Annotated in this window: 15 protein-coding genes and 1 pseudogene; 4 read left to right on the forward strand and 12 right to left on the reverse strand. The window is 60.4% G+C overall.

Annotation, left to right across the window (positions count from 1 at the left end):
* Positions 1–532 precede the first annotated feature (532 nt).
* Positions 533–2,038 (forward strand): metallophosphoesterase, encoded by a 1,506-nt coding sequence (locus tag AC07O3_RS21470; protein ID WP_495340303.1) that lies wholly within the window; start codon positions 533–535, stop codon positions 2,036–2,038.
* Positions 2,039–2,050: 12 nt separating this feature from the next.
* Here AC07O3_RS21470 and AC07O3_RS21475 read toward each other — a convergent pair whose 3' ends face one another.
* The 4 genes from AC07O3_RS21475 to AC07O3_RS21490 all read right to left on the reverse strand — a co-directional run bounded on the left by AC07O3_RS21475 (position 2,051) and on the right by AC07O3_RS21490 (position 4,870).
* The gene (locus AC07O3_RS21475) at positions 2,051–2,704 is read right to left on the reverse strand and encodes a hypothetical protein (RefSeq protein ID WP_093179441.1); all 654 of its coding nucleotides are present in this window, start codon (positions 2,702–2,704) and stop codon (positions 2,051–2,053) included.
* Between the two features lie 393 nt (positions 2,705–3,097).
* Positions 3,098–3,571, reverse strand: a complete 474-nt coding sequence (locus AC07O3_RS21480) for a cytidine deaminase (RefSeq protein WP_093179465.1) — start codon at positions 3,569–3,571, stop codon at positions 3,098–3,100.
* A 3-nt stretch (positions 3,572–3,574) separates the two neighbouring features.
* Entirely contained in the window at positions 3,575–4,108 is a 534-nt protein-coding gene (locus AC07O3_RS21485) for a hypothetical protein (RefSeq protein WP_495340304.1), read from the reverse strand.
* 96 nt (positions 4,109–4,204) lie between these two features.
* Positions 4,205–4,870: a hypothetical protein gene (locus tag AC07O3_RS21490; RefSeq protein ID WP_495340305.1), complete on the reverse strand. Its 666-nt coding sequence runs from the start codon at positions 4,868–4,870 to the stop codon at positions 4,205–4,207.
* Between the two features lie 454 nt (positions 4,871–5,324).
* Between AC07O3_RS21490 and AC07O3_RS21495 the strand changes: the two genes are divergently transcribed.
* A complete protein-coding gene (locus AC07O3_RS21495) occupies positions 5,325–5,786 on the forward strand; it encodes a hypothetical protein (RefSeq protein ID WP_143047836.1) in 462 nt (153 codons plus the stop codon).
* Here AC07O3_RS21495 and AC07O3_RS21500 read toward each other — a convergent pair.
* The 4 genes from AC07O3_RS21500 to AC07O3_RS21515 form a co-directional block, all read right to left on the reverse strand.
* Positions 5,779–6,330: a metal-dependent hydrolase gene (locus tag AC07O3_RS21500; RefSeq protein WP_093179437.1), complete on the reverse strand. Its 552-nt coding sequence runs from the start codon at positions 6,328–6,330 to the stop codon at positions 5,779–5,781. The two genes, AC07O3_RS21495 and AC07O3_RS21500, sit on opposite strands and share 8 nt — an antisense overlap.
* Positions 6,331–7,358: 1,028 nt before the next feature.
* Positions 7,359–7,820 (reverse strand): DUF4124 domain-containing protein, encoded by a 462-nt coding sequence (locus tag AC07O3_RS21505; protein ID WP_495340306.1) that lies wholly within the window; start codon positions 7,818–7,820, stop codon positions 7,359–7,361.
* 1 nt (position 7,821) lies between these two features.
* Positions 7,822–8,658 (reverse strand): restriction endonuclease, encoded by an 837-nt coding sequence (locus AC07O3_RS21510; RefSeq protein WP_093179432.1) that lies wholly within the window; start codon positions 8,656–8,658, stop codon positions 7,822–7,824.
* 91 nt (positions 8,659–8,749) lie between these two features.
* Entirely contained in the window at positions 8,750–9,673 is a 924-nt protein-coding gene (locus tag AC07O3_RS21515; protein WP_495340307.1) for an OST-HTH/LOTUS domain-containing protein, read from the reverse strand.
* Positions 9,674–9,985: 312 nt separating this feature from the next.
* Between AC07O3_RS21515 and AC07O3_RS21520 the strand changes: the two genes are divergently transcribed.
* A complete protein-coding gene (locus tag AC07O3_RS21520; protein WP_495340308.1) occupies positions 9,986–11,116 on the forward strand; it encodes a hypothetical protein in 1,131 nt (376 codons plus the stop codon).
* 53 nt (positions 11,117–11,169) lie between these two features.
* On the forward strand, positions 11,170–11,889 hold the full coding sequence (locus AC07O3_RS21525) for a GNAT family N-acetyltransferase (RefSeq protein WP_495340309.1): 720 nt from the start codon (positions 11,170–11,172) through the stop codon (positions 11,887–11,889).
* 51 nt (positions 11,890–11,940) lie between these two features.
* Here the strand turns inward: AC07O3_RS21525 and AC07O3_RS21530 are convergent, their stop codons facing one another.
* The 4 genes and pseudogenes from AC07O3_RS21530 to AC07O3_RS21545 form a co-directional block, all read right to left on the reverse strand.
* Complete coding sequence (locus AC07O3_RS21530) at positions 11,941–12,879, reverse strand: hypothetical protein (protein WP_495340310.1); 939 nt, start codon at positions 12,877–12,879, stop codon at positions 11,941–11,943.
* A gap of 635 nt (positions 12,880–13,514) precedes the next feature.
* Positions 13,515–14,033, reverse strand: a pseudogene (locus tag AC07O3_RS21535) (IS91 family transposase); the annotation flags it as partial.
* Between the two features lie 7 nt (positions 14,034–14,040).
* The gene (locus tag AC07O3_RS21540; RefSeq protein ID WP_495340311.1) at positions 14,041–15,822 is read right to left on the reverse strand and encodes a GMC family oxidoreductase; all 1,782 of its coding nucleotides are present in this window, start codon (positions 15,820–15,822) and stop codon (positions 14,041–14,043) included.
* A 2-nt stretch (positions 15,823–15,824) separates the two neighbouring features.
* The gene (locus tag AC07O3_RS21545; RefSeq protein WP_495340312.1) at positions 15,825–16,583 is read right to left on the reverse strand and encodes a gluconate 2-dehydrogenase subunit 3 family protein; all 759 of its coding nucleotides are present in this window, start codon (positions 16,581–16,583) and stop codon (positions 15,825–15,827) included.
* Between the last annotated feature and the right edge of the window lie 6 nt (positions 16,584–16,589).

Consider the following 16,589-nt stretch of genomic DNA (forward strand, 5'->3'; position numbering starts at 1 on the left):
GCCGCGCAAGACGCTCGGTTTCCAGACACCCGCTGAGATGTTCAGCGAATGTGTTGCATCGACCGGTTGAATCCGCCGTCTGAAGCGGTCATGTCAGATGCGAAACATCCGCCCGCTTTGGGCGAATACCTTGCTTCCATCCAACGAGCACGAGCTGACCTTTCTCAGCTATCGACAATGGTGGTTATGAGGAACTGAATTCACCGTGTGTGCCGTTCGGTAGCAATTGCTCAAGTAGCGATACGCCGCACTTACCACTACATTGCCGTAGCAATGTCGAGCGCTGACAGATCAACATTTGAGATCGAAGAATCTCTGTAAACGTCCGGCCAACTCATCTTGATCCTCGCCAGCGAGCCTAGGAGCATCTTGTTCACTACTCCACTTATTTCTTGTCGGACACGTGAACACTATCGATACGGTGAAGGGAGGTCGGCGCCGTAGACGCATACGCCTGTTCGCTCTTACGACGGACTTGATCGAGAACCAGCAACCCGAGATACTGAATCCCTCATATCGGCGGGGGATGGCCATGGATTCGCTCCCAGATGAACTCAAGGCGCTTGTGGAGAAGGAAGCGAAGTCGCTCCTTCGGGTCTTGGTTCGGGACGCCTTAGTGCTGTTCCACACTGGGGAGAAATCGAAGCAATGGGAGGCAGTCTCCGTTCTCGCGGATATGCGAAAGAAAATCCAAGAGCCGACGGGATTGATTGGGTACATAGAGGCGTCGAATGAACAGTTGGTTGCCGCTGCGCAGAAGACGTGGTCTACGCTCGATGCACACGCTCTGGATCGTCAACATGTAACACGTCCCCTGTGCGAGAGGTTGGAGGCATTGCAGAAGCAGCTGCAAGAAATAATCCTCTCACGCCCCCCTTCGCCTCCGCCTCGTCCCCCTCCTCCCCCTCCCCCTCCCCCGGTCACGGTTGTCGGCGCAGTGTGTTCGGATGTCCACCTCGGGACAAAGCAGGCCGGGACCGCTCCGTTCCAGGCTTGGCTGAAAGCTCGGAAGGCAGGCGAAGAGGTGGTTCTGCTGGGAGATGTTCTGGATTTCTGGCTCTTCGTGCGCAGCGACAAGCCAAGGGACTTTGTGAATCGAGTCGCCGCTGCCTGGGATCACCTCTACAAGCAACTCGCGCGACTGGTCGATCGCGGGGTCAATGTGCACTACGTGCCCGGCAACCACGACTCGTTCGCCTTCTTCGTGGAGGCAGCCGAGCATGTCGACTGGGCGCGGGTCATCCTGGATCGCACTCCGGAGTTGCTGGCCGTCCGGGACAAGACGGCCCATCAGAGAATCACGGAGGTCGCGACCGTTCACTACCCGTTCCTGGAGCTCAAGCCGGAAGAAGACACGCGCCTTCTTCTGACGCATGGCCACTACAACGCATGGGGCTGGCGCATGACGTCCGGCATGCCGGAGGAGTGGTCCACGCGCCCCGTTCCGTTCCTCACGTCGCTCGCGATATCGATGTCTCACAAGAACGCCCGTCTTCTGCGCCGGTTCGTCAAAGAAGGAGAGTGGCTCTTCAGGGTGGGCGGACTGGAGGATGCCGGCTTGGCCATCACGAATGCCGTCCTGGTCGCGTATGACGGAGCGATGGAGATGGCGGCAGAAGCTCCCGCCGACCTAGCGAAGATCGTCGACAACGCCTCCAGTCTCTACTTCGGGGGGAGGCCGCGAGTCTCCAGGGCCGAAGAAATACTGTTGCGCGACTCCTTGCTGGCCGTGCATCGGATGCAGGGAAAGAGCCTTCGCGAAGACATGGACAGCATCTGGAACGACACGAAGCGCACCCTCTCCACGGAAGCAGACGCCCTCAACATCACGCTGCCCCGAAAGACGATGTCGAGTGGCCAGGCAGGCAAGCACGAGACCAGGAGGTTCGGAGAGTTCGCCGGTGCCGAGAAGCTCATCTTCGGCCACCATCACAAGCCTCGGAATACGGAGCGGGCTTTTGAAGTCGGTGGATTTGTGGGCCCGGTGAATTCCTGGCTCGCCATTCAGAGCGACGGGACGGTGACGCGCCCGGCTTGATGTTGTGCGGTGCTATGTGGAGCCCTGTTCCACCGTGAAGGGTGTGCCCGCCTGCCTCGCGTTCTCGCGTGGAGCGGCTTCGTCAAACGCATCCTGGTAGCTCTTTCCAGACGGAAGCTTCATCGCGAGCACCTCATCGAAGGCCCTTGGGTGCCACACCAGGTTTCGCCCGAGGCTCTCGAACCTGTTCGTCGCCTCTTGATTCCGGGTGGACCGGCCGAAGTGACAGCGATGCCTAGAAAAGGCCTGCAGCTCGTCGAGCTTCGGAAACGAGTTCGAAGGGTCAAATTCATAGAAGACAAAGAACATCGGGTCGCTTTCGGTCGCGTCCAACACATCCGAGTGAATTCCTTTCAACGCCCCTGCCTTGCCTTCCCTGAGGTACGAGTCGCCGTACGTCTTTGGCGACAGCCAGCCTCGGTGCTTGCGCACGATAATGCCGTCCGCTCGTGAGACTTCTCCGATCTTGGAGAACGCCTTCCTCTTTTCCAGATTTGCGAAGCGATAGAAGTAAAGTCCGACTGAGCCGCCCAACCCTTCTACCGTCAGTGCGGCGTGAATGGATCCATCGCCGCCCGCAAGCACCTGCGCGGGAGATGAAATCTTCGAGACAAGGACCTTGCACTGGGTGCGCTCGCCCGACTTGTATGGCTCAACTACATGCATACCTGATTGCTGTCGAATTCAACAGACCCACGATCCTTGAGCAATGGGCTCGAGAGGGTATTCAAGACGAGGCCGCGCGAACCGATCGGTGCAGCAGCTGACCGGCCGATGTTAATTCATCGGTCGTGAGGCAGCGTGGTTGTGACCTCAGCGCATCTGGCGGGCGCTGGTCTCGACTGATCGGGAGGTCTCTAGGTCCCTGGGCCAATGGGCCAGGGGAACTCGTAGCCAAGAGACGGCGCGGGCGCCGTCACCGCGATAAATTCAAGGCGAACCTGATACAAGCAAGGAGACACAAGAGGGCGACAATTCGTCTCATGGCGTAGCAGGAGTCAGTCTCAAGCTATCGGCCCGATGCCCCGGCACGCTGGGTACTGGCACCGATGCTATCTTTTAGTTTTTGAGCCGCCCCTTATCGAAGGCATCTGGCAGCAGGCGCGAGATTCTGCTTCTCTTGATCTTCGTGCCACTCAAGTCTGAGCAAATCACCTCAATGTCGTGGCCGCTGAGCTGCGCGCTCTCCGCTATCAGCTGACGACATCGACCACAGGCCGAAATTGGAGATGCCTGCTGCGGTTCGGTGGGATGCTGTGAGCCACCCACAATCGCGATCCGCCGAATCTTTCCAAGCTGCCCAGCAGTGGAGGCTGCCTGAAGTGCTCCAGCCTCAGCACAAAGGGTAACGCCATACGAGGCGTTCTCCATATTCGCGCCAACAAACACTTGGCCGTCCTCGGTTTCGACAGCAGCACCTACAGCAAATCGCGAATAAGGAGCGTAGGCGTTCATCGAAGCGTCGCGCGCACGCGTGAGCAAATCGAGAAAGCCCAATCTACCGCGCCTCGCAGCAGGAGGCTGCTTTGCCATCAATCAAACTCCCCAAGCACCACAGATGATGTGATGAGTCTGCATAAATAGTTCAAAGAAAAAGCAGCCCGATGCAACAAGCGACACCCACCAGGCACTACGGTAACAAAGCTGTCGGCGATTCATTGTTTTCGAGAGCGCGCAAATCTCCTCGGAGAATTTCACTGTAGCGCCACTAATCTCTGCTTTTCCAAGAAAGGGCCAACCCACATTGACAACAAACAGGCACAACGTGATCGAAATCGCCGATAAAAGAGCCGCGACAACGACGAGGACTGCCTGCACTCTACCACCGAGCATCAAAGAGTGAGGTGATGCGAACTGAGCAAGAAGAAATGTAGCTGCAGCGATCAAGACGCCATTCAAGCGCATCAGGGCTGACGCCTTAGTGTCAAGCATGGTGAGGATCCCGTAAATCCATGCAACCACCTCTGATGGAATCAGATCCTTCGATTCCGCTGTGCCTTTGCAGTCATTTCCTGCTCTTTCGAGCGCCTTGCGCTTTTGCAGGTACTCGTCCTTGTTCCATTCCGTCATGTACGCTCCTTATCCGGAAGACTGGCGATGTGTCGCATCCATAACGGGCCTGAAATGCTGCGCACAACCTCTCCTGTTTCGCATGCAGCGCGAGCCCTAGCGGTACCTGTCGAGGAGTACCCGCAACCTCTCTCTTACCGGCGCCCTCAGACGCTCCGAATTTGCAAGCTCGCTGGATCTAGCCAAGAGGTTGGTCTTGGCCTCGGATTGGGACGTCTTGTAGAACTCCACCAGTTGCCGAGCGTTGTCCAAAACCGCAGGAGAAATGGGCTTGGAAAGGCCCGTGGGGATCATCTTCTCCGCCCCGGGCAGAATAGTTGGGAGCTTGGGCTGGAATGCAGACAGCATCGCGAGTTGCACGCCTATCGTCTCAACGTACTCATCCTGGTACCACTTGCCCTGGCTTTTCTCATAGGCAACCTCATATCTCTGAAGCATCGGTGCGAGTGCATTCAGGATCTCATTTGTGATCTTCTCGTTGTCAACCCCGCGAGAGAGCCCATAGAACACCATCGCCGCGTTGTCGGCATTCAGGACCGTGTCAACGCTCCTCCCGCCCTCGTCGCGCAACCACAGGGGCTCATCGGGGTATGCGACCTGCCGCTTTTCCGCCGCCCGTAGAGCTAACAGGTATTGATTCAACAGGCTTGAGCTCTGAACCGCCGGGTAAGGCAACACAGGTAGCGTCGCACGTCCGCATGCTGTCGTCATGACGAAGGCGCAAAGCGCAAGCACGAACCGGAGTCGTAAGAGCATCTTCATTCGATCAGTGTGATCTTTTGTTATTCGGGTCACATCCCATGTTCCGGCGATGCCAGGACGGTGCAAACCCCTACGCTCATGGCAGGCCGAGCACGTTGGACTAGTAAAGCGTCCGGTTGACCTCGCGAGCAGGCGACCGCTTGCAACCCAAGGCCGAACACAATCCATACCATGATCGAAACAGAGATGCTGCCCGACGAGGAATTGGGCGCAAGGGCCATTGAATGGCGCCGACGAGCGCTGCAGGGTGATCTGCACGCCCGCGGCGTAGCTCATCAACTGGAGGTGGAATTGCGGCGGCGCGCAGGCGCACTCCATCCCGACTACCACGACCTAGACCTGCGACCGCTTGAGCATCGACGAGAACCACTGCGTTGGTGGAAGCCGTGGCGGTCTGACTAGCCGAGGGCGCAATTGGAAATCGAAGCAGGACTTCGCTCCTTCTCTCCGGAACATGAGCCGCGCAGATTGCACGCGTGAACTCTGCATCCTCTGCGCCCCCACCCCAGAAATCCTGGCTGTATTGCGCGTGATTTCCCGCATGGACCTGTCCCTCGGCATCGCCATTGGCCAAAGCTTCGGCCAACCGGTCACTGCAGAGCTGATGGCACTGCACGGACAGGGCTATATCCGCGAACATATCGGTCGACGACATGGCGGAACACCGACCCAGCTATACACGATCACAGCCAAGGGTCGCGGAGCTCTTCAAGAACAGAACAAAAAGCTTGGGCCTGTTCCAACACGCACGACTGGCCCCAGCCCGCCGCTACGCCGCGAGACATGCAGCGGCGGTGCAATACGTCCCTTCACAGGGCGAGCAGGAGCGATGGACGCGCTGAAGTATCCGAGTCGAGTCGGCAATCGACTGCACTATCGGGTTGAGGAGATCGAACCCGCAGACAGGGCTAGCTAGGACTAGGCGCGATTGGTGGCTCCACGGTGCGGCGTATCGCCATTGCGATCACCGCCGCCCCGAGTAGCGGCGCCCAAACGATGAAAATCTCGTTGAACAGCACCTGCGCACCGCGCGGCGAAAGGAACCGCTTGATGGCCACCGGCGACACCTCGATCGGACGCCACGGGCTGAAATAGCGCGTGCTGTCGAAAGGCCAGAAGAGCGCGATCCCGATGCCGCCGTTGGTCAGCATGTCCAGCAGCGGATGCGACAAGGTGCACAGCGCCACCCATGCCCAGCCGACCGCTCGGCGCATGCGCCACCGTGGCGCAAGCCACCAACCAAGAAGGCCGAACACCAGAGCGAACATTAGGGTATGCGTAAAGCCGCGATGCCCCGCCATGCCGCCGTAGGCTATGCCGAGTTTGAAAGCCAGACCGTCGAAGTCTGGCGCGATGGCCGCGAGCATGCCAACCAGCAACGCCGATGCGGGCACGCGCCGCGTTCCAAGTGCAATGGTCGCGCAAACTGGAACTGCGACATGGGTAAAGATGGTCGGCATTGGTGTACGAACGGCGTAAGCGAGAAGTGGTGGGAGCGGTAGATAAGATGGCTTCGGTGACGGGGCGCTCAGCCCAAACGCGTATTGGTTCAGCGTCCCGTAGGGCGCAGCCGAGTACCAGCCTGGCGCAGCAACCGCGTCAGCCGAAGCTCTCCCGTGCGATGCCGCCTGGACAGCTCTAGACTCAAGCCGCTTTCATACTGCGGCCAGAGTTCGAGCGAAAAGACAGATTGCGTACTTGCTGACGCTGCATCCACGGCGGCTGCCTGCGATGGAGCGGTTTCTTCAGTTCTCATTTTGCGGACAGCACCTCGTCGAATCGGGATCGGCCAGAGCATAACGGCTGGCCACGCCGAACGTGTCATTCTCTGCATCCTGTTCGCCAGCAAGGCACGCCCACACCTTATCTGGAGACTTCTGATCGCACAGTGCGACTTTTTTCGCCACCACAACTCATCATCCCTCGATCTCGACCTGAGACCATGGCATACATTGAACTCTTTGCCTGCGGCAGCCATCCGGCATCGAGTAATCAATCACATGCAACATCTTTCCCGTGAAAGAATGAACCACCTCTCGTTAATCGTCGCCGTTGCAGCGTTGGCAGGCTGCTCGACGACAGAGTACACACGAGCTCCTGTCCCCGCGGCAAGGCGCGCTCCTGCGGTCGAATCGACGCCGACAGCTCTCGTTGATCTACCGAAGGAATGCAGTGACTACGCCGAGAGGGTCACTGCTTGTGTAAGCAAGCAACGCAACGCCACGACCGATGCGCTGAAAGTCAGCCTCGATCAGATCAAGGCAATATGGAACTCCATGGGACCAGAAAAGGCCCTGGCAGGTCCTGCATGCAAGACCGCAAACGAGGAATTTGCAAGGTCAGCTGCAGATGTGGGGTGCTGACACTCACCCCATTCGAAATCGCAACTAGAGCCTCAGCAGCGCGGTATCGAACCAATCATTTATCGATACGGTGCAGTTATCGCTACATTGCCATCGCAGCGTTGCGCATGGCCAGACCTGACAGATCAGCACTTGAGATCGAAGAATCTCTTGCGAGTTTGATATAGCCGTACTTCTTCCTCTGCTCGCGCCTTGGCGTCCGGACTGCCGCTTCCACCTTCGAGCACAGGCAACTGGCGATCAAGCCGCGCGCATTCCGCTTGATCCTGTGGCGGCAGCCGCACTCGACGCCGCAATACCTCCATCTCGCCGCGCGACTTCCCGGTTAACGGCCTCAGCGCATCGTCGAACGCGTTGTTCGTCTCTGCGCGCTGCACTTCTGCTCCCTTGCGAGACTGCCCCGACATCTTGTCCACACCCTGATTCGGCGTTGCATCGATGATCTTCGCGCCCACGCAGGGAGAATCCGAATAGGCGACGCGGCCATTCGTCTCGCAGCGGTAGACCGGTGGCGCCGCTGATGCAATGCAAGAGGCCAGGAGACATGAGAGGGCGACCAGCCGGCTCACGGTGTAGTTGGAGCCCATATCAAGCTATCGGCCGGACACCCCGGCACGCCGGATACTGGGAACATCCCCAAAACTGCCCGCCAGCATTCGCGCCCTTCTTGGCAGTGCGCTTGACCATCCCCGAGCCACATGCAGGGCATGCGGTTGCGCCAGCCGCGACACTTGGTGGACTCGATGGTGCGACCGGGTGCAACCTGTCGGCGGCGTCGACACGCGAAGACAGCGATTGCCGAGCTTGTTTGATCAGGCCGAACAGTCGATGCCCATCCACCAGCTTGACATTGCGGCCATCGGCAAAGGCCTTGGCATCCTCGCTGAAGCTGCCGGAGGTCACAACGAACCCGCCCGTAGCTCCCTTCGCTGCCATCACGCCGTACAGCTCGCGCACCACGTCGACCCCAACCTTGTAGGCCTTCCACTGCTTGCACTGGACGAGGAATTTCTCTGTGCCCTTCGAGAGCACCAGGTCCACGCCGCCATCTGCTCCACCACCGCCGGTTTCAGAGACGCTGAAGCCTTGCAGACGAAAAGCTTCACCGACCAGCATCTCGAACTCGCGCCACGACATGCCGTCGAGCGCATCTGCGCCTTTGGCCTGTGCGGTATTCGAGATCAAGGTTCGGCGCTGGTGCCGCCGCCATGCTGAGACTCCCGCACCGCTGAGGCAGATTAGCGGCACCACGTACTGGCCGACGGTCGCCAGCGCGGTGCCCATCGAGCGGACCATCAAGTCAGCCACCTGACCTGGCTGAAGCGCGACCGGTGGTAGAGGCGTGGCCAGCCTGTGCAAGAGCAGGTAGCTGATCACTGCAAGAACGACGCCGCCCCACCATGGCAGCAGGGACACCAGATCCATCAGATCTTCCGCAAGACTCGTTTTCTTTCTAGCCAAGATTCCCTCCAGTGGTGGCCAACTTTCTTGTTGCCGACGGCTCCGTGCCAGATGATCAGTTGGTATCGCTGGACTGTAGCGGCTTCGTGAGGCTCTGGAATTCCGTGCGGCCTGGGCGCTCTGCCGAGCCTTGGTCACGGCGGATCTTGAACTGCTTGGATTCGTGCAGCACCTGCCGCCACGTCGTACAGCCGTAACGCTTGAGTGCCTGCTCAGGATGCATGAGGTTCATTCGCTCTATGACCTGACCGAGGTCTGCCCACCCGTCGACAGCCAGCACCGTTTCAGCCGTGCGCAGGCACCGCACGATGCCGCAGGTCGGCCAGTCGACAGTCCCGTCCGGGCGGATGCCATCAAACAGCAAGTCGGTATATGCGGGGCTCGCCATAAATGCCCCCATTGCGCTGCGCGCTTGGTCCATGGTGATCGCCCATTGACGCAACTCGGCGTAGTGGCCGTCGACCTTCGCCATTCCAACGTCGAGGTACGCATCCGCGTCATGACACCCAGCTTCAGACCAGATGTCGAATCGTTCGAGGAAGTGATGCACGAGCTCGTTGCGCAGCGCGACGAGTTCTTTCAGTCCCACCACGACGCGTTCGTAGTCTTCCGGCTGTAGTGCCATCCGTGTCTGCATGCGAAACCAGATGCGCTGGGAGTCGACTGGGTTCCACTCGGGCTCGACCGTGTCCGGCGGCTCTGGCTGCAGGTAAGTCCCGGTCAACTCGGCGACCAACTGTCCGAGCGTCATGCGCGAGACGACTTCACCGCGCTTCTGTCGGATGGCCATCAGTTCATCGGAAGGGCCGGCGATCTCGAAGTCAACGGCGAACGCCTTCATCAAGCGTTCGTACTGCTGAAGACGAATCAGACAGTGCCCGAGTTTGCGCTGGACCTCGCGCTGCAGTGTCGAAACTGGCTCAACTGGCCTTAGCTCGACGGCCAAGCCTTGCCCTTGAATCTGTAGTTCGATGCTCATGCCCTCTTTCATGAGTTTGCCCGCAGGTCGCGGCCACAGTTTAGACGAGCTCTCGCGGCGGGCTGTTTTCAACTGCCCCCTCTTGGCTGTTCTTCAGCCCAGGTCGAGGGCGAAATGAACGGCGTCCCAAGAGTCGCGCTTTTGGGAGACTCTTTTCTCCGTTTCTCCTATACTGGACGTCGGCATCCGGCCCAACCTGTCCTCGGGTTAAATCGGAAAGAAAGTCACCCATTCGCTTTGCCTATCCGCATTCCGTCGGAGGCCGGCGCGTAATCGAGGAACGCTGGTCTTACCTATGACAGGAGTGCCTTCATGGCCCAATCTACCTCTGCTGCGCGCGAGAGTTTTCGCGCATCTCCCATTCCGGGTACTCTCGCTTTTGTCGAGCCCGCGCCCGATATCGCACTGCGAGCCCTAAAGAACCGGCTGCAGGCGCGCTTCCCCAATGTACGTTCCGCGCACCTGAGCGAAGCCATCGCGACTTCGCTTGGCTTTAAAACGCATGCGGCACTTCAGGCCGACCCGCCGGCATTGATGCGGGCACTCGAATTCGACATGTTCGAGCCGCTTGAGCTCAATCGCCGCTTGGTTGAGCTCGGTTATCCGGTTCAGCACGACTTCACGTTGAGCCCCGTCCTGAACTCCCCGACTCCTTCTCCACGCTATCTCGAAGCGATTGCCGAGCTGCGTCAACTTGAGAAGGCTCCTGACCGGGTGTGGGGCCGCATCCATGCATTGCGCGCCTGGTGCGCAGCCGAATTCTCTTCGGCCTTCGACCTCGGCCACGGCGAAACAGAGGACAAGCACATGGTGAAGCGCTGGAGCATCGGCGTTGACCATGGCGCATGCCTACCGGGGTGGGGCCGTAGTCTCAAGAACCAGCGAGGCGGCCATGTGGATTTCCCTGGCTCGGACCATCGCAGAAAGTTCTACGAGTCGCTTCCGCTCACCAGGAGGGTCAAGCCTGAATGGGCGGAATATTGCAGCGCGACGGTGTCAATGCCCTACGTCGGAAATGACGGCCTTCCGCCGAAATTCGCCGAAGCGGCGCACATGGCCGGCTGCATCGGCTGGACGTGCAGCGTGCATAGTGAATGGTCGTGGTACCAAAGCGGCAGGACTGCTCTCGTTCTGTTCAAACGCACCACCACGGCGGACAGCATCCGCCAACAATGGGCTGGCTCGTTCAAGCGCTGGCTGCTCGAAAACCAGTCCCGGTTGAAGCGGGGCGCATCGATGCGCAAAAATGTCGTCGAAGACATCATTGACTGCAACCACCTGCCGTTCTATCTGAAGGACTTCCCAGACTGTCGCGAGCGCTACCTCAAAGAGTTCGTGCCGAAGCTCTACGCTGGCCTCGACCCGGAGATGGCGAGAGTGTTCGAGCGCTTGATGACCAAGTGGGCCGAGGAGTGGCCTCGCCAAGAAGGCCTACGACCATGAGCACTGTCCAGCCACGCCTCTGCCCTCAAGCACGCCGGTCAACGGACGCGGACATGCGCTTCATCAAGGCCTGGCTTGAAGCGCAAGAAAACGACGAAGTGCACGGCACCTTCTTGTGCAATTGGAATCTGACCGTTGAAGCGCACGAGGCCGGCAAGCTTCTTGTCTACGTTGACGAACAGTCACAGGAGGTCGTCGCATACCAGTGGGGAGCCTTGGTACATCCCGGCATCCTTGAGGTCCGCAACGACATGCGCGGTCAAGGTATTGGCAAGGCTTTGGTTGCGCATCGGCTGGCGGAGGCCGCCGAAGCGGGGCATGACATCCTTCGCATCCAATGCACGCCACGCTCTTCCATTCCCTTCTGGGAAAGCATGGGCTTTGAATTACAGAAAAACGGCGATGTCGGCATGCAGAACGTCTACGCCTTCAGACTGATGCCCAGGACGCTTGTGGTGCCTGACGAAGGCGAACGAGTACAGGTGATCGTGGAGTGGTATCCGGAAATGCGGGACCGGAAGCCTGAGACGCCTGCCGAGCGTACTCAGGTCATAGCCGGGGTGCGTGAAGGAGGAATGATCTACTTGTCCGAGCGCGCACTCTGTCCCAACAAAGTAGTTGGTCAGGATGCGGTGCTGCGGGTGACTGTTGACGGCGAAGAGTGGCTCTGCGGAAAGGCAAAGCACGAACGGGCCGCGGATCTCGGCGTGGAACACTGCCCCAACGGATTCTTCCTAGACTTTCTCTGGCCCGAAGGCCTCCTGGCGAGCTAGCGAAGATCGAACAACCGGTCCATCAGCGATGAAGGAGTTTCGCCACGCGGCCTACTGCACCGAAGAAATCCAGATCATGTGCGGATGCCCCAGTTCCAATCCGAGGACTGGGTCAGGAAGGCCGACATGCCGGTCGAACGTCCCGAGCACATGGACTTGTACCGGTCTCGTCCAGACCGGCGTGTTGGCATAGTCAAGCAACTGCTTTTGCAGCGCGGCTCCCGCTGCACCCTGTGCCAGGCACGGGGTCGTCGGAATCCACACGCAAAGTTCAGGGCCGCCCATTTGCCTTTCGTGGAGCATGACGTCAAATCCATCCGGGTATGCCACAACCTCGCGAGCGGTGCCGACGAATATCTTCATGTGGCCGCGCGGGACGTTGGGGTCGTAGTCCAAGGGATGAAATGCGCTGAAGAATGTGCCACCTGAATTCCACGACGCCGCCAATGACTGAGTCTTGCGGCTCGCAAGGTTCATGCTGTGCCAGCCTCGTGCGAATTTTTCGACCGTCTGCGATTGAGACTCGGATGTTCCGGAGCCACTTCCATTGCGGTTCCTCGATCCAGTACCGGATTGCCCATTGACTTGAGGATTGGGCCCCGCCCCACCCGGCACAGATGGCGCGGCGGTCACGCGCGGATCGACCCATCGTGTCGGCCACATGTCCCGATTCGGGTTTGCGGGAATCTTGCCTTCGCCAGCACTTACTCTGGTCGAGTCATCGGGTGCAGGCTCTCGGTTGCAGGTGTGAGGGTGATTTGGATCGCGCCTCCGGAAACTAGACGAGGGGGTGATCTTTCGGCCGACCTTGAAAGGTTCGATGATCACCGCGCTGACCGGCACGCCGCAATCCGCACAGACAAACGTGAGCGCGTTGTTGGCATCATGGGATGTCTTGAAATGCTTCTCGACCAGGCTGATCGAGATCAGATCGTCGACAAATCTGGCTGCAGCAGGAAATGGGGACTTCAGGCGTGCTTCTTCGTGCATGAATCGGGTAAGCGGGATGTTGATGCCATCATGCTAAGCAGCATTTCGATTTCGTCTCCATTTTTTTGCGCTCGACAACTGCCACGCAGCAGTCGCAGGCCCAACGCCATTCCGCCGAGATGAATCACTTGCTGCCAAACGCGGCCAATCGTTCATTGTTTGATTAACACGCCGTTATCGACACATTGCCGCCGCCGCAGCGTCGCGCTACACCATCCGTCGTCGAGGTCACCTACCTCGACCGAGCATCACCGGAATGGCCGCTTCCGAGCCTGCCCGATGTCGCATTTGGTTTAGGGTTGTCCGGCACCTGTCCGTGCATGACGACGGTGCCGAGCACGACACGGCCTGAGGACAGGTGTTGGACAAGCCTCCATGGAGGAAACCGCGGAATGCACCTGTTGAGCCTGAGAAGACTACGAAGCTATGGGGATTCGAGATGCGTGAATCGAGGTGATGCAGTCGATGGGCCCAAGCATTCGTTCGACGACGTCGATGTGGCGCCGCAGATCGAACCAGCACGTTGGGTCGCTCGGTCCCATGGCCTGCGGCAAGTCCCTCGCGGGGCGTGTAGGCAAGACATCCTCTCATCGCCCTGGGACGAGATGACGACCGACGCTGCTGATGATCAGTGCTCATAGTGTCTGGGGCTGCTGAGGTGGTGCGCGGATTGGTTGTCCGCGAGCGAAGGTCTGCACGATGATCATCGGACCACCGCAGTGCGGGCAAAAGAAACTTGGTCGCGCAGATTCAGGCTCGGCATCAACGTCCGAACTCTCCGTCGCCTTATCGGTTGGCTGCAGTAGCAGTGCGCGAACGCATGTTAGGCCCTCCTGGCGATGGCCGTTGGCCAGGAGCCCGTAGTGGCGAATGCGATGGAAGCCGCCCGGCAGTACGTGCAGCAGGAAGCGGCGCATGAACTCGTCGGCATCGAGCGTCATCGTCTTGTGGCGCGTTCGGCCCTTGGCTCGGTAGTCCTTCCAACGGAAGGTGACGCCACGTTCATCCACGGCCACGAGCCGGCTGTTGGAGATCGCCACGCGGTGGGTGTAGCGCGACAGATAGGCCAGCACCGCTTCGGGGCCGGCAAACGGACGTTTGGCATAGACGCCCCATTCACACTTGCGCAGCGGGGCGAGCCAGTCGGCGAAGGCGTGCTCATCAGGCCAGCGCCGCAGGCCTTGCAAGATAGCGCTCGCGGATCGCCTTGGCCGACCAGTAGGTCAGCGCCGCCACCAGGCCAGTCGGGTTGTAGCCCAGCCCCTGCGGGAAGGCCGACGCGCCGGGCACGAAGACGTTGTGCACGTCCCAGCTCTGCAAGTAGCGGTTGATCGCGCTGGTGCCCGGGTCGGTGCCCATGATCGCGCCGCCGTTGAGGTGGGTGGTCTGGTAGCTCGTCGTGTCGAAGTGCTCGCCGAAGTTCTTGACGAACACGCGCACCGCCTTCGGGCCCATCGCCTCGGCGATGCCGTGCATCTTCTCGGCCATGAAGCGGGTCATGCGGACGTCGTTGTCCTTCCAGTCGAAAGTCATGCGCAGCAAGGGCAGGCCCCAGGCGTCCTTGTAGGTCGGGTCCAGGCTCAGGTAGTTGTCGTGGTAGCTCATGTGCGCGCCGTGCGCATCCATCGACATCGTGTGCGTGTAGTTGTCGGCAACGGCCTGCTTCCACGCACTGCCCCAGCCGGGCGCGCCCTCGGGCAGCGAGATGCCGCTGATCGGCTTCACGCCAGCCTGGTTGACCCACATCGGCGAGCCGCCGACGAAGCCGAACGGGCCGTGGTCGAAGTTGTCGGCATTGAAGTCGTCGATCGCCACGCCGTTGCCGCCCGCGCCGATGAAGGGGTTGGCGTACACGTCCTTGTCGAAGAAGGCCTTGATCGTCGCCATGTTCTGGTAGGCGAAGTTGCGCCCGACGGTGCCCTTGCCGGTCGCCGGGTCGTAGGGCGTGCCGATGCCCGACAGCAGCATCAGCCGCACGTTGTGGAACTGGAACGCGCAGATGACGACGATGTCCGCCGGCTGCTCCACCTCGCGTCCTTGCGCATCGACATAGGTAACGCCGGTGGCGGTGCGGCGATCGGCCGCGAGGTTCACGCGCAGCACGTGCGCATGCGTGCGCAGCTCGAAGTTCGGCACCTGGCGCAGCGCCGGCAGCACATTGACGTTGGGCGAGGCCTTCGAATAGTTGTAGCAGACGTAACCGCTGCAGTAGCCGCAGAAATTGCACGGCCCCATCTGGCAGCCGTACGGATTGGTGTACGGCCCGGAGGCGTTGGCCGACGGCAGGTCGTAGGGGTGATAGCCCAGCTTGCCCGCGGCATCGCCGAAGCGTTGTGCCGACACCGTGCGCTTTTGCGCGGGCAGCGGAAAGGCGTGCGAGCGGTCGGCCGCGAACGGGTTGCCGCCCTTGCCTTCGCCCACTTTCTGGCCGGCCACGGTCCATGCGGTGCCCGAGGTGCCGAATACTTTCTCGGCGAAGTCGAAATGCGGCTCCAGCTCTTCGTAGCTGACGCCGAAGTCCTGGATCGTCATGCCCTCGGGAATGAACTTCTTGCCGTAGCGCTCTTCGTAGTGGCTGCGCAGGCGCAGCTCCGCAGGGTCGACGCGAAAGTGCACGCCCGACCAGTGCAGCCCCGCGCCACCAACGCCGGTACCGGGCAGGAAGGCACCCAGCTGCCGATAGGGCAGCGCCGTGTCGCTCACGCCGTGGCGGATCGTCACAGTCTCGCGCGAGATGTCCTGGAACAGCTTGCGGCGGATGTTGTAGGTGAGCTCGTCCAGCACCTTGGGGTAGATGCCGTCGGTGGCCGTGTCCTGCATCGGGCCGCGCTCGAGCGCGACCACGTTCAGGCCGGCCTCGGTCAGCTCCTTGGCCATGATCGCGCCGGTCCAGCCGAAGCCGACGATCACCACGTCGGCTTTCTTCATCGTGTTGCCGGCCATGCTCAGCCTCTCTGCCCGCTCAAGGCCACGGGTGGCAGCGGGTACTTCACGTCGCGCTCGACCCAGTCCATGAAGTCGGCGCGCGCACCGGGAAACCCGATCAGCTTCCAGCCCGCAAGACCGCGGTTGCCGCCGTGCACCGGATCGGCGAAGAAGCCTTCGCGCACGTTCTGCAGCAGCATCGAGAAGAACAGCTGGGCCGGCACGGCTTCGAACACGGCCTTGCCCGATTCGATTTCGTGCAGCGCCGTGTCTTGCGCATCGGCTGCGAGTTGCACGAAGGATTTGCCTTGCGCCTTCTGCACGAAGCCGTTGGCGGCATCGATTCCCAGCCGATAGATCTGCTGCGGCGTGAGCTGGGACTGATAGCCCATCGTGGCCGGCGCGTCGGCGTTGAACGGCCCTTGCATGTACCAGAGCTTGCCGGTGGCCCAGGGCGTGTCCATCTGCCGGTCGATGTACTCGGGCACGCCTGCTTCCACCGCCCCTGGGCCCGATGCGTCGTTCGGAATCAATCGCGCGCTGGCGGCGTTGACGAAGGCCCATTCGCCTGCGGTGAAGAAGCGCGGCGAATAGGTGCTCGGTGCCGGGTTGCTCGCGGCCGCTTCGCCTTGCGCGGCCTTCGCCTGCCGGGTGTCGCACCCGGGAAGCACCGCGACGGCGAGGGTGGCGGCGCCCAAGCCCTTGAACAACTGGCGCCTCGATGACGGTGGTTGCGATGAGTCCGGTGCGGTCACGGGCGTGCTCCTGTCTGGGTTCATGAGGCG

The organism is Variovorax sp. GW821-FHT09D05 (assembly GCF_059416325.1).